This window comes from Collimonas sp. NPDC087041 (assembly GCF_044745265.1).
GTDB lineage: Bacteria > Pseudomonadota > Gammaproteobacteria > Burkholderiales > Burkholderiaceae_D > Collimonas.
In genome coordinates this window covers 97690-110499 of the sequence record NZ_JBIUZX010000014.1, presented here as the reverse complement: position 1 = coordinate 110499, position 12810 = coordinate 97690, and the positions used below count along the sequence as shown (strand labels likewise).

Below are 12810 nucleotides of genomic sequence, written 5' to 3'. Positions count from 1 at the left end.
TTTCCGGCGTATTTAATCTACGCCAGCTACGCCAGGCACATGCTGGATCAGGCGCGCCATCACATCGGGCTGGCGCATCCGCTCCATCCACCACGCCAGCGCCGCGCCCTCTTCGCCGCTACGCCACGCCAGTGAAAATGTTTCATCCGGTTTGGGCTCTTCCACTTCCTTGACGATCAGATCACCGGACGCGATCGCTGCGCGCGCGCATGGCTCCGGCAGAAAGCCAAAGCCGATGCCGGCCAATTGCAACGCATATTTGCTGCGCATGTCGGGCACGGTCAACGTATCCTGTCCGAACAACAGACCGACCGTACGCGACGCCATCTTGCGCGCCGAATCGCCCACACTGATGGCGCGATGAGGCAGCAATTCGGCCTTACCCAGCACCTTGTTCACCTTCGCCAGTGGATGCGTCGGCGCCACCACAAACACGAAAGAAATCTTTCCCATCTGTTCAGCGTTGTAGCCGCCGCCCGCAGGCCCCTGCCCTGGCGCCGCGATCAGCAAATCGACCCGGCGATCCAGCAACGCCTCCCAGGTACCTGCCAAGGATTCGCGCGCTATGCGCAAGCGGGTTTTGTCGGCAACGCCACAGAAAGCCGTGATATCCGATTCCAGCGCGACCACCGAAAATAACGAGTCGATACAGATGGTAAGTTCAGTCTCCCAACCCGAAGCGACACGACGCACGCGATGCTCCAGATCTTCCGCTGCCTTCAGCAGGTAGCGCCCTTCCTTCAGCAACTCGGCGCCGGCGCGGGTGAGAACCACTTTCGGCCCCTGTCGTTCGAATACCTGCACGCCCAGATCCTGCTCCAGCTTGGAAACCGTATAGGAAATCGTTGACGGCACACGATGCAATTCGGTGCCGGCAGCGGAAAAAGATCCGCGCCGGTCGATGGCGTCAAGAATGAGCAAGGCATCGAGACTGATCCTGAACATGAGAATCCCGTTAAAGAAAAAAGGGCAATACCGAACTAGGAATCAATCGAGTAACCGGCAGCGATCCAGGCATCAATGCCGCCGGATAGCGGTCGCACTTTCTTGTAGCCCTTGAGCATCAGCTGTTTGGCTACCAGTGCCGCCGATGCTTCGTTCGGGCAGGCGCAATAGACGATGACTTCCTGGTCCACCGGCGCATCCAGCACGAAGCTGTGGATCTCCTGATGCGAGATGGTCAGCGCGCCGGGGATACGTCCGGCCTGCTGCGAAGCTGGCGAGCGCACATCGACGATGGCCGGCCGTATGCCTTGCTGCAGCAAGTCATTCAGTTCGCCGACCGAAATGCGCGCCATGCGCAACGACAGCCGAAAGCGACGCCGCTGCCACCATTTGCTGGCAACAAATATCGCAAAGGCCACGCCGATCAGGATCATGCCGTACTGGCCGAGCTGCGTCAGTACACTCAACAGATCGTCGATAGTGGTGCTGAACAGTGAACCGAGATATATCCCGAGGCCGGCCCACAAGGCAGCGCCGATACCGTCGTACAGGATGAACGTCATGCGTTTGGTGCGCACCGTGCCGGCCAGCGCGCTGGCGATGGAGGCAAAGCCGGGAATGAATTTGGCCAGCAGCAGCGAGCGCGCACCCCAGCGGGAGTAGATCGATTCAGTCTGGCGCACACAGGAATCGGGCGACAGCGAAATGCGGCACAGTGTCGACAGCACCTTGCGACCGTAACGCCGGCCCGCCATATACCAGGCGAAGTCGGCAATCAGCGCCGCGACCACTGCCGTCAGCAACAGCACCGGCGCCGAGTATTCGCCGCGATGCATCAGCGCGCCGGTAATCACCAGCGTCGGATATGCCGGCACCGGCGCACCGAGCTGTTCCGCAAGCACATTGAAAAATACGATGACCAATCCATATTGCTCAATCAAATGAAACAGATAGGTCATCTCTTGCGCCGCCTCATATCAATGTCGGAAATTGCCAGATCGGCAATATCAAAATACTGCAAATCATCTTCCCGACATTATAAAGTTGATGGCGCACTCACTCCGCTCTTTTCTGCAAGATATTCGCCGACGCAGAGCCAGGCCAGGATCGCCGCCGGCAGCAACAATCCCAGGAACATCAGCTGCCGGTAGCCAAACGCGCCGCCGATAGCGCCGACGCCGAACGCCACCACCGGCCAGAAGAACTTGATGCAGCGCTTGCGAATGTCATCGTCGGCGACCCCGCGCAGCACATCGACGAAATCGATCACCAGTTGGGTGACGTTGCCGGTCATGACCGTGGTCGGCGTCAGGTGCTGCATGGTCAGCCGGCTGTTCGCGTTCTGCACACCCATGCTGGCGGCGCCGAACATGCCGGCCAGCAAAGCCAGCGGCGCGTCCGTATCGTTGACCGGTTCGATCATGTAGCCGAAGCCCATGAAACCCAGCAAAAGCACCAGTTGCAGCAGCAGGAGATAGGGCAATGGCGCCTTGCCGGCACGCTCCAGCCAGACCACGGCCATGCGCGTCAGCGCCACGGCGAAGATGAAAGCCGGGAACGCCATGAACTTGATCAGCACGCCGTGCGACGGATTGGCCAGCTCACGACCAATCAGCACGAAGTTGCCGGTGACGTGTGCCGTGAACAGGCCGAACAGTGCGATGAAACCCAGTGTATCGACATATCCGGCGAGGAAACTCAGTGCGATCGTCTGCTGCGTCCTGCGATAGATTGACTGCGTCATGCTGTTCCCTCAAACATGGCCGGGCTGCGGCAGCAAGCCCGGCAAATCGTTGCATTAAAAAGCGAAGCAGCTACAGCCCAGCGTACCCCAGAAGCCCGAAAAATCGGATACCGGCACACTCGACTTGCGCGCCACGTCATGTGCATGGGCATGCACGCCGCAAGCACCTGCGCATTGGTGCGGCAAGGCCGATGCCTTGTGCTGTTGCGGCAGTTGCCGGTAATGTCCGGGCACGGTCTTCACCGGCGACCAATCCGGCAGCACCGGAATCGGCGGCGGCGCCAGCGGACCGAATTCGGCAGCGCCGTAGACGATCTTGCCGCCGACCACCGTCAGCACAGATTCCAATCCCTTGATGCTGTCTTCATCGACGCTAAAGAAGTCCGCCGACAGCACAGCCATGTCCGCCAACTGCCCTTCCTTGATCTTGCCCTTCTTGCCTTGTTCGCTGGAAAACCAGGCGCTGCCATTGGTCCACAATTCGATTGCGGTTTCGCGCGGCAACCTGGCTGCGGTATCGTACAACTTCATGCCGCCGACGGTGCGCCCCGATACCAGCCAGTACAACGCCGTCCACGGGTTATAGCTGGCCACCCGAGTGGCATCGGTGCCGCCGCCGACTGGTACGCCCATCTCCAGCATGCGCGCCACCGGCGGCGTGTTCTTGGCGGCTTCTGCGCCGTAGCGGTCGGCAAAATATTCGCCCTGGAACGCCATGCGGTGCTGGATCGCGATACCGCCGCCGAGCGCGCGGACTCTTTCGATATTGTGCGGCGTGATGGTTTCGGCGTGGTCGAACAGCCAATGCAGGCCATCGAACGGAATGTCGCGGTTTACTTTTTCAAACACGTCCAGCATGCGGCTGATCGATTCGTTGTAGGTGGCATGCAGACGGAACGGCCAGCGGTTGGACACCAGGTGACGCACCACCTTTTCCAGCTCGTCCTCCATGCCGGCAGCCAGGTCCGGGCGCGGTTCCAGGAAGTCTTCAAAGTCTGCCGCGGAAAACACCAGCATTTCTCCAGCACCGTTGTGGCGGTAAAAATCGTCGCCGGTGCCAGGCGCGATCATGTCGGTCCACTTCTGGAAATCCTCCAGCTCCTGCCCTTTGCGTTGGGTGAACAGGTTGTAGGCGATGCGAATCGTCAGTTGCTGGTCGCGCGCCAGCTGATCGATGATGGCGTAGTCTTCCGGATAATTCTGGAAACCGCCGCCGGCATCGATGGCGCTGGTCACGCCGAGCCGGTTCAGTTCACGCATGAACTGGCGGGTCGAGTTGACTTGCTGCTCGTGCGGCAGCGCCGGCCCTTTGGCCAGCGTCGCGTACAGGATCATCGCGTTCGGCTTGGCGATCAGCATGCCGGTCGGATTGCCGCTGGCGTCGCGCTGGATTTCGCCGCCGGGCGGATTCGGCGTGTCCTTGGTGTAGCCGACAGCGCGCAACGCCGCGCGGTTGAGCAAGGCGCGGTCGTACAGGTGCAGGATGAAGACCGGGGTATCCGGAGCGGCGGCATTGATTTCTTCCAGCGTCGGCATGCGCTTCTCGGCGAACTGAAATTCGGTCCAGCCGCCAACCACACGCACCCACTGTGGATGCGGCGTGCGCAGCGCCTGCTCCTTGAGCATGCGCAAGGCGTCGGCCAGCGACGGCACACCTTCCCAGCGCAACTCCAGGTTGTAATTGAGGCCGCCGCGGATCAGGTGCAGGTGCGAATCGTTGAGGCCGGGGACGACCGTGCGGCCGTTCAGGTCGACCACTTGCGTAGTCGCGCTACGATGCCGCATGACTTCTTCAGCATCGCCGACTGCAATGAACTTGCCGTCCTGGATTGCCACTGCACTCGCCAGCGGCTGCGTCTTGTCGACCGTATGGAAACGGCCGTTCAACAAAATCATGTCTGCATTCATGGTCTTCCCCAATTCCTAAAAGATTTGATGTAGTGCGGATGCGCTGCGCTCCGCCCGAAATTCAGCGGAGCCGTTTTGCCTTAATGTCCTTCGGAAGCATTGAACATGGTCTTGGCGTAGATCAGGCCAAGGCCGTAACCGCCGCCGTGTGCAATCGAAGTGGCCACGGTTTCGTTATAGGTTTCGCCGCGTGCCCAGTCGCGTTGCAGTTCCAGCAGGTATTGCAACGATGTCATCGGCCGCGCGCCTTGCTGGATCATGCGCTCGACTGCGCGCTGATGGGCTTCATCGGAGACATCGCCGCTGGCGTCGGTAATCACATACACTTCAAAACCCTGGTCGAGCGCCGACAGCGCCGGACCAACGATACACACGGAAGTCCACAGGCCGACCAGCACGATCTTGTCCTTGCCGGCAGCATTGACGCGCTCGGCGATGCGCGCATCTTCCCAGGTATTCATGGTAGTGCGGTCGATCACTTCCTGCCCTGGAAACACCGATTTGATTTCATCGAAGATCGGCCCGGAAAACGACTTCTCGGCCACTGTGGTGAGGATCGTCGAGACCTTGAATTCCTTGGCGGCCTTGGCGACCAAAGCCGCGTTATTGCGCAGCAAAGCCAGGTCGATCGACTTGGTGGCAAATGCCATTTGCGATTGATGATCGATCATGATCAAGGTGTGGTTGGTTGGATTGAGCAGAGTACGGCCTGGTTGTGCGGTTGCGATTGGCATGATGTTCTCCCGATTAATATGCAATAAATTCGAAATTGATAAATGGAAATTTTTCTGTGCTTTCTCAGCGAATTGGCGCTCACCTGACTGCGTCACCACCAACGGATTGCAGTATGGTCGAGTGAAATCCAAAAGAAAAACGGAAAATTTATCGATCAATGGTCGAATTTATCGATGATTAATTAATCAGCAGAAACAAAGAGAAATACAACGAGGAACAAGCCCTGCAGCCAACTCACACCACAGCATCGAGCAAGGCATGACCATAGACCGCAAAACGGCTCTTGCCCTGCCGCTTGGCCTGGTACATGGCCTCGTCGGCATGCCGCAAGGCCAGATCCCATTCCAGGTCCTCCGCCTGGCACAAGGCGATGCCGATGCTGCAGCCAATCCCATCGCCAATGGCGGCCACACGGCTGACAATCCGCTCGGCGACAGCCGTCGCGGTAGCTTTGATCGACAAGGCCGGCGCCACCAGGCAAACCACGAATTCGTCGCCGCCGACGCGGGCGGCGATATCGATATCCCGCAGCAATGAACGCAATGCAGCGGCCACCTCGACCAACACCGCGTCGCCACGCTTGTGGCCGAGATTGTCGTTGATCCATTTGAAGCCATCGAGATCGATGAACAAGACCGCCACCGCCTGGCAATTGATCAGGCTGCGGCTACGCAGCGTCTCGGCCAGCTCCAGGAACAAGGAACGCCCGGGAAGCCCGGTCAGGTCGTCCATCCGTACCTGATCCATCCGCACTTCCAGCATGGCGTTGCTCAATGCCAGGATGCGCGCGTCCTGCACGGTCTTCAGATAGACCTGATTGATTTCGCGCAGATAAATCGTCAGCAGCACGGTGGCCGAAATCAGCGCGTTGCACCGCCCGACATACCAGCCAACCGAAAAACGGCTGCCGCCGACCAGGGTGATCGCGTTCTCGCACAGCAGCGCAACCAAAGCGACGCCGAGCCATACCTGCAGCACACTCCGAAACCGCACGGCGCGCCACAGGATCAGCAAACTCACGAAATACATCAGTTGCAACAGCGGACTGAGGCCAAGCGTAATGGCGCGGCGATAATTGCCGTTCTGGTCGATGATCGGCAAGCGGTCGTGATAGACGGTCACCATCGCCAGGCTGGCAATCACCGCCACGGTCAATACCGCGGCCAGCAACATCTCCAGGTGACGGGGATTGATCAAAGTCGGCCCCGGCGGACGCAACTGGCAAATGGCATACATCAGGATGCCCAGCGCCAGGCCGGCATGCCACAAAAACCACAGCCAGCTCATCGTTTGCGTACCGCCCAGCACTGCACTTTGCTGCTGGAACATGCCAGGTATGGCCAGGAACTGCAGCAGCAGCATCATGGATGCATACAGGCAGCCGCAGCCAAGGCAGAGCAGATCGATGCCTTTGGTGGCGCGATAGTGCCCGAGAACCAGATAGGAAATGATGAGATAAGCAACAATCGTCGCCGTTTGATAAGTCGGCAAAAAGGCCGGAATATTCGGCCAGATCACCGTTGCTGCCGGCACCAGCAGCAAGGTCACCAGGAAAATGCCGGCGCAGGCCCAGAGCGCCTGGCCGCGCTGGCGCGGCGTCGCCTGCCGAGTTGCGGGCGATAAGCCGGGTGGCTTCGGGAGCTCGCCATTGCCTGGATTTGTTGCGCTGTCGCTCATCGGCTGTACTGTGTAAAGCCCATCGAAGTGCTGGTTTACCCCACCAGAGATATTTCCCACAAAGCATCAAAATATTAACTTGAATACTTGCCGTGAGCCAATACAGAAAAACTATCGATAGAGCAAACAAAATGGCAAATTCTGGTTGTCATACAATGACCGATTTACCCAACGGACAAACTCATGCGCGCGATTGAAATCACCCAACCCGGCGGCCCCGACGTTTTGCAGATCTGCGAACGGCCGATTCCCACTTTTGCTGCAAGCGAAGTATTAATCAAGGTGCAGGCAGCCGGCATCAATCGGCCAGACGTGTTCCAGCGCACCGGCAACTATTCGCCGCCGCCCGGCGCCTCCGACCTGCCGGGACTGGAGATTGCCGGTGAAATCGTCGACGGCGACTTCAGTCAGACGCACCTGAAGAAAGGCGACCTGGTATGCGCGCTGGTGGCTGGTGGCGGTTATGCCGAGTATTGCACCGCGCCGGCGGCCCAGTGCCTGCCCTTGCCGGCCGGCTGGAGCGCGGTAGAAGCGGCATCGCTGCCGGAAACCTTCTTCACCGTCTGGAGCAATGTTTTCGACCGCGCCAAGCTGTCCGCTGGCGAGACCTTGCTGGTGCAAGGCGGCAGTTCCGGCATCGGCGCCGCCGCGATCCAGATCGCTACCGCACTTGGTCACCGCGTTTTCGCCACCGCCGGCTCGGATGACAAATGCCGCGCCTGCGAAGCGCTCGGCGCCGAACGCGGCATCAACTATCGCACCGAAGATTTCGCAGCCGTGATCAAGGCCGCCACCGATGGCAAAGGCGTCAACGTGATCCTGGATATGGTAGCCGGCGATTACGTGCCGCGCGAGATCAGTTGCCTGGCCGACGACGGTCGCCTGGTGTTCATCGCCACCCTCGGCGGCAGCAGCGCCAATATCGATTTCCGCCAGATCCTGATGCGGCGCCTGACGATTACCGGTTCAACCTTGCGGCCGCGTCCGATCGCCTTCAAGGCTGCCATCGCTGCGCAATTGCAGCAGCGTGTCTGGCCGTTGCTGGAAGCGCGCAAGATCAAGCCGGTGATCTTCCAGACCTTCCCGTTGGAACAGGCCGCACAAGCGCATGCGCTGATGGAAAGCAGCTCGCATATCGGCAAGATCATGTTGACGGTATAAGCAACCGCAGGCGGACGGCGTGTAGCGTGGGCACCCCGTGCCCACGCATGCCACTAGTCCAGCGGTATCGCCCGATAGCGATTGACTTCGGCGGCGCTGACAATCGGCGCCCTGTTGCCCCAGCTGTTGCGAATGTAGGACACCACTGCCGCCACCTCGCTATCGCTCAACGCCGGGCCGTACGGCGGCATGCCGTACGGACGCGGATTGCCTGCCGTACTCGGCGCGAAACCGCCATTCAGCACTACCCTGATTGCATTCACCGGCGACGCCATGGTGATCGCGTGATTGCCGGCCAATGGCGGATAAGCCGGCCATGTTCCCTTGCCGGAAGCCTGGTGGCAATCGACGCAATTCGCTTTATAGATCTTGCCGCCCAGCGCCAATACGCGATCGACTTCATCCGGGCTGGCGCGCTCCTTCGATTCCGACACTTCCTTCTGCCGTGGCAATGACTTCAGGTACACCGCCATTGCCTTGACATCCGGATCGCTCAAATGCTGCAGGCTGGCGCCCACCACTTCCGCCATCGGCCCCAGCACTGTTCCGCGCGGCGAGACACCATTCTTCAGCAACGCGGTGATGTGTTCGATCTCCCAATCGCCGAGGCCGATTTCCTCATCGGAAGTCAACGACGGCGCGTACCAGTTGATGACCGGGATGAAGCCGCCGCCCAGCTCGGCCTTCAGGTCGCTGCCGCCCAGCGCATTGCGAGTGGTGTGGCAGGCGCTGCAATGCCCCAATCCCTGCACCAGATATGCGCCACGATTCCACTCCACCGATTGTTCTTTCTCGGGCTGATAAACACCTGGCCGAAAGTACAGCGCGCGCCAGCCGTACAGCAAGATGCGGTTGTTGTACGGGAAGCGCAGATCGGGTTGCAGGTTTTTTTGCGAGACCGGCGGCACGCTGCGCAGATAGGCGAACATGGCGTCGGCATCGCTGCGCGTGACCTTGGTGTAGTTCGTGTACGGGAACGCCGGATACAGCAAGCTGCCGTCTTTCGATTTGCCGTTGTGCAGCGCGCGCCAGAAATCGTCAGCCGACCATTTGCCGATGCCGGTCTCGCCATCCGGCGTAACGTTGGGCGAATAGATGGCGCCGAACGGTGTCTGTATCGCGCGCCCGCCCGCCAGCGATTTGCCGCCGCGCGCGGTGTGGCATGCCATGCAATCGCCGGTGCGCACAAGATAGGCGCCGCGCTGCAATTGCTCGGCGGGATTCACCACGGCCGCCGACTGTTGCGGCGCGCTGTTGTCGTCGGCATTGAGCATTGCCAGCACTGCCACAGCACCCACAGCCAGCAGCACCACAGCGCCGATCACCCAGATCACTATGCGTTTCATGTTCGCTCCGCCGAATCAGTTGGGGACACTGCCGCAAACCAGCGGCAGTTTGACCGAGGTGGGAGCTACCGCGGTGGCATCGGCAGGGACCGGTTGCGCAGCCAGCCATGCCGCCACGGCACCGATATCTTCAACACTCAGGCGCTGCACCACCTGCGCCATGCAATCTGGCGCCAGAGCATGGCGTGCGCCGCTTTTCCAGGCGCCGATCTGACCAACCAGATAATCTCGCGGCAAGCCGAGCAAACCCGGCGTGGCCGGCTGCACGCCGGTCATGGCGCTGCCGTGACAGGCGATGCAGGCTGGGATCTTCTTGTCGGCATCGCCCTTGTTGACCAGCATCTCGCCGCGCGCCCGCGTCGCGCTCGACAGATCGAAAGGTTGCGGCGCCGGATAAGGCGGATGCTGGTCGGCGAAATACTGGGCGATTTCTTGCAGGTAGGCGTCAGACAGATGATCGACCAGGTAAGTCATCATCGGATAACGACGGCGCCCTTCGCGGAAATTATGCAGCTGGTTGTAAAGGTAACCGGCCGGCTTGCCGGCGATGCGCGGATAGTAGCCGTCGTTGGTGGCGCGGCCCCGTTCGCCGTGGCAGGCAGTGCAGGCGGTGAGGCGCTGCTTGATGGTGTCTGGCACCGGACCGCTATCGACCTCAGCCGCGTGGGCGGCAATCCCTAGCAGGGTCGCAGCAAGAAAAAACAGGAAACTTGATCGCCAATGCCGCGCGCGGCCGGCGGCAGGCCATACCCAAAGAGTCGACATGATTCTCCTGCTTTTTTATAGTGCTGCATTTTATAGGGAAGGCATTCATGGCCGATTATAGACCAGCATGTCACGGCGGCAACCTCCCGGCTGCGCCTGTTTGGCTGGACAAATTGTCTCAGCAAGCCGACAGCGCCATCGCGCCGCAAGCATGTCACTTCGGTGGTTTCGGCGGCACCAGCGGCTGGTCGATGGTGGTTCCCGGTTCGTTGACATACATCTGCTCTTCCAGGATATCGAGCTGCTGGCTGCCATCCAGCGCGTGGCCGGTCCAGCGGTCCGCCGGATTCACCGGCTGCATTTTCTTTTTCTTGTCGGGATTGATTTCGGGTGCGACGGTTTTTCTTTTACTCACGGCAGTCCCCTCTCAAGTGCTTCCTCTCACTATAGGCTCCCCGCCGTCTGGCGCATAGGAAAGAATCCGCAAGCATCGCTAAAATGCAAAAACGCCGGTTCGGATATGACTCCGAACCGGCGTTTCATGATGTTGATTTCAAGGCACGATCAACGCTCGTAGTAGCCGCCTTGGTAAGGGCGCTGGTAGTAATCACGGCTCACGCGCTCGACATACACCGGAGCAGGCCGGTAGTACACCGGCTGTGGCTGGTAATACACCGGGGCCGGGCGATAGTAGACCGGAGCAGGCTGGTAATAGACAGGCGCCGGCTGCGCGTAGTAGCCGCGTCCACCTTCGTAGTAACCGCCACGATCGTCGCGATAGCCACCCGAAGTTGCACCGACCGCTGCGCCCAACACACCGCCGACAATCGCACCATTACGGCCACCTACGGCGCCGCCGATGACTGCACCGGCGACCGCGCCAATCGCGGTATTGGCGCCATCGTCATAAGCCAGGGCCGAGCTTGAAACTGCAGCGGTAGTGCTAGCCAGCAGTGCAACGCAAATCCATTTCTTGTACAGCATGATTGACTCCTTGAAGGGTCTTAAAGCGGTCTTAATGCGGGTCCTAAAGCTACCGATCACACACATCAGCAAACCGTCGTTGAAACGCAAGCACGGCTGTTGAGTTGAACTATAGACCAGCGACCGATTAATCCAATCAATCGATACATACTTTTACATTTGCACAACATGGTTACAACCTCTGCAACTGCCGTGCCCCTGCGCAACTGAGCGCAAATCAGTGCAACTTCACCGACGGCTTGGCGTGCTTCATCAGGCTGCTGGCGGCAGCCGTGACGCCGGTACGCACCGGGCCCAGCAGCGCATTCAAATGCATCAGATGCAAGCTGGTGTACATCATGCGCGCAAAGAAACCGTCGACAAACCAGCCGAGCTTGGTCAGCGATCCCATCAAGGTGCCGACCGATGTGTTTCTGCCGAACGACACCAGCGAGCCATGGTCCTTGTAGACATACGGGCCATCCGGGGCCGCTTTGCCCCTGATCGAACGGATGAAAGTATCGACCAGGTAATCCGCCTGCTGATGCGCCGCCTGCGCGCGTGGCGGCACCATTTTTCCGTCCGAGCCGATACACGCGGCACAGTCGCCGAGTGCGTAGATGTTGTTGAAGCCATTCACCTTGAGGCCGCCATCAACCTCCAGTTGTCCCGATTTGATCACCGGCAGCCCGAGCGTCTTGAGGAAGTCGGGCGCCTTGATGCCGGCCGACCAGACGCACAGGTCGGACGCATAATTATTGCCATTCGAATCGGTAACGAAATCCACCGCAATGCTGGCGACACGGCAATCGGTCACCACGCGCACTGCGCGATCCTGCAGAATCTTGCTGGCGGCCTTGGAGACCCGCTCGGTCAGCGGCGCCAGCAAACGCGGCGCGCCTTCCAGGATAGTGATGCGGACATCGCGATTCGGATTCAAATTCGGGAAGTCGTAATCGGTATAGACGCTGCTGGCATCGCGCAATTCCGCCGCCAGTTCAACCCCGGTAGCGCCACCGCCGACGATCACGATATCGACGCCGGCATCCGGATTCTTTTCCTTCTTCATATCCGCCAGCGCCAGCATCTTCAGCAAACGCACCCTGAAATGTTCGGCATCCGCAGTGCTGTTGAGCGAGATGGTGTTTTCCTCGGCGCCGCTGATGCCGAAATAATTGGAAACGCTGCCAACCGCAATCACCAGCTTGCCGAACGCGATCTGGCGCGGCGGGATCACTTCTTCCGCAATTTCGTCGGTAACGGCGTCGACGGTAATTGTATTGTTTTCCGCATCCAGCGCACTCATGGCGCCGTAGACGAAGCGAAACTTATTGTCATGTGCCAACATCTGATAGGACAGGCCTTCCTGGTGGATATCCCGCGTCCCTGCCGCCACTTCATGCAGCGACGGCTTCCAGATGTGATACAGCGCCCGGTCGACCAACGTGACGTGACCATGTCCCAATTTGCGGCCCAGCTTGCACGCCAACTCCAGCCCACCTGCACCACCGCCCACAATCACGATTTCGTCCGACATCCATCATTCCTTCAAGTCTTGTATTGATCAATAACGCTTCGCCATTCGGCGCTCCCAAATGGCGCCAAACGGCCTTACCCGGCAAGTCT

Annotated in this window: 12 protein-coding genes; 1 reads left to right on the top strand and 11 read right to left on the bottom strand. The window is 59.7% G+C overall.

Going from position 1 to position 12810, the window contains the following annotated elements; translation table 11 throughout:
- Positions 1-12: 12 nt before the first annotated feature.
- The 6 genes from ACIPF8_RS21620 to ACIPF8_RS21595 form a co-directional block, all read right to left on the bottom strand.
- On the bottom strand, positions 13-945 hold the full coding sequence (locus ACIPF8_RS21620) for a LysR family transcriptional regulator (RefSeq protein ID WP_400425192.1): 933 nt from the start codon (positions 943-945) through the stop codon (positions 13-15).
- Between the two features lie 35 nt (positions 946-980).
- Positions 981-1904, bottom strand: coding sequence for a rhodanese-like domain-containing protein (locus ACIPF8_RS21615; RefSeq protein WP_400425190.1), 924 nt, complete (start codon positions 1902-1904; stop codon positions 981-983).
- A gap of 77 nt (positions 1905-1981) precedes the next feature.
- Positions 1982-2689, bottom strand: coding sequence for a YoaK family protein (locus ACIPF8_RS21610; protein WP_400425187.1), 708 nt, complete (start codon positions 2687-2689; stop codon positions 1982-1984).
- Positions 2690-2743: 54 nt separating this feature from the next.
- A complete protein-coding gene (locus ACIPF8_RS21605; protein ID WP_400425185.1) occupies positions 2744-4597 on the bottom strand; it encodes an amidohydrolase in 1854 nt (617 codons plus the stop codon).
- A gap of 80 nt (positions 4598-4677) precedes the next feature.
- Entirely contained in the window at positions 4678-5331 is a 654-nt protein-coding gene (locus ACIPF8_RS21600) for a hydrolase (RefSeq protein WP_400425183.1), read from the bottom strand.
- 235 nt (positions 5332-5566) lie between these two features.
- Positions 5567-7009, bottom strand: coding sequence for a diguanylate cyclase domain-containing protein (locus tag ACIPF8_RS21595; protein WP_400425180.1), 1443 nt, complete (start codon positions 7007-7009; stop codon positions 5567-5569).
- 183 nt (positions 7010-7192) lie between these two features.
- Here ACIPF8_RS21595 and ACIPF8_RS21590 point away from each other — a divergent pair, with 183 nt between their 5' ends.
- Positions 7193-8170, top strand: coding sequence for an NAD(P)H-quinone oxidoreductase (locus ACIPF8_RS21590; protein WP_400425177.1), 978 nt, complete (start codon positions 7193-7195; stop codon positions 8168-8170).
- Positions 8171-8223: 53 nt separating this feature from the next.
- Here ACIPF8_RS21590 and ACIPF8_RS21585 read toward each other — a convergent pair whose 3' ends face one another.
- The 5 genes from ACIPF8_RS21585 to ACIPF8_RS21565 all read right to left on the bottom strand — a co-directional run bounded on the left by ACIPF8_RS21585 (position 8224) and on the right by ACIPF8_RS21565 (position 12721).
- Positions 8224-9516: a c-type cytochrome gene (locus ACIPF8_RS21585; protein WP_400425174.1), complete on the bottom strand. Its 1293-nt coding sequence runs from the start codon at positions 9514-9516 to the stop codon at positions 8224-8226.
- A gap of 15 nt (positions 9517-9531) precedes the next feature.
- Positions 9532-10281: a c-type cytochrome gene (locus ACIPF8_RS21580; RefSeq protein ID WP_400425172.1), complete on the bottom strand. Its 750-nt coding sequence runs from the start codon at positions 10279-10281 to the stop codon at positions 9532-9534.
- Positions 10282-10435: 154 nt separating this feature from the next.
- Entirely contained in the window at positions 10436-10636 is a 201-nt protein-coding gene (locus ACIPF8_RS21575) for a hypothetical protein (protein WP_400425169.1), read from the bottom strand.
- Between the two features lie 149 nt (positions 10637-10785).
- On the bottom strand, positions 10786-11205 hold the full coding sequence (locus tag ACIPF8_RS21570) for a glycine zipper 2TM domain-containing protein (RefSeq protein ID WP_400425166.1): 420 nt from the start codon (positions 11203-11205) through the stop codon (positions 10786-10788).
- Positions 11206-11422: 217 nt separating this feature from the next.
- Positions 11423-12721, bottom strand: coding sequence for an NAD(P)/FAD-dependent oxidoreductase (locus tag ACIPF8_RS21565; RefSeq protein ID WP_400425163.1), 1299 nt, complete (start codon positions 12719-12721; stop codon positions 11423-11425).
- Between the last annotated feature and the right edge of the window lie 89 nt (positions 12722-12810).

Excerpts from the sequence above, each read along its gene's own strand:
- ACIPF8_RS21620 (WP_400425192.1), bottom strand. The coding sequence starts at position 945 with ATGTTCAGGATCAGTCTCGATGCCTTGCTCATTCTTGACGCCATCGAC.
- ACIPF8_RS21615 (WP_400425190.1), bottom strand. The coding sequence starts at position 1,904 with ATGACCTATCTGTTTCATTTGATTGAGCAATATGGATTGGTCATCGTA.
- ACIPF8_RS21610 (WP_400425187.1), bottom strand. The coding sequence starts at position 2,689 with ATGACGCAGTCAATCTATCGCAGGACGCAGCAGACGATCGCACTGAGT.
- ACIPF8_RS21605 (WP_400425185.1), bottom strand. The coding sequence starts at position 4,597 with ATGAATGCAGACATGATTTTGTTGAACGGCCGTTTCCATACGGTCGAC.
- ACIPF8_RS21600 (WP_400425183.1), bottom strand. The coding sequence starts at position 5,331 with ATGCCAATCGCAACCGCACAACCAGGCCGTACTCTGCTCAATCCAACC.
- ACIPF8_RS21595 (WP_400425180.1), bottom strand. The coding sequence starts at position 7,009 with ATGAGCGACAGCGCAACAAATCCAGGCAATGGCGAGCTCCCGAAGCCA.
- ACIPF8_RS21590 (WP_400425177.1), top strand. The coding sequence starts at position 7,193 with ATGCGCGCGATTGAAATCACCCAACCCGGCGGCCCCGACGTTTTGCAG.
- ACIPF8_RS21585 (WP_400425174.1), bottom strand. The coding sequence starts at position 9,516 with ATGAAACGCATAGTGATCTGGGTGATCGGCGCTGTGGTGCTGCTGGCT.
- ACIPF8_RS21580 (WP_400425172.1), bottom strand. The coding sequence starts at position 10,281 with ATGTCGACTCTTTGGGTATGGCCTGCCGCCGGCCGCGCGCGGCATTGG.
- ACIPF8_RS21570 (WP_400425166.1), bottom strand. The coding sequence starts at position 11,205 with ATGCTGTACAAGAAATGGATTTGCGTTGCACTGCTGGCTAGCACTACC.
- ACIPF8_RS21565 (WP_400425163.1), bottom strand. The coding sequence starts at position 12,721 with ATGTCGGACGAAATCGTGATTGTGGGCGGTGGTGCAGGTGGGCTGGAG.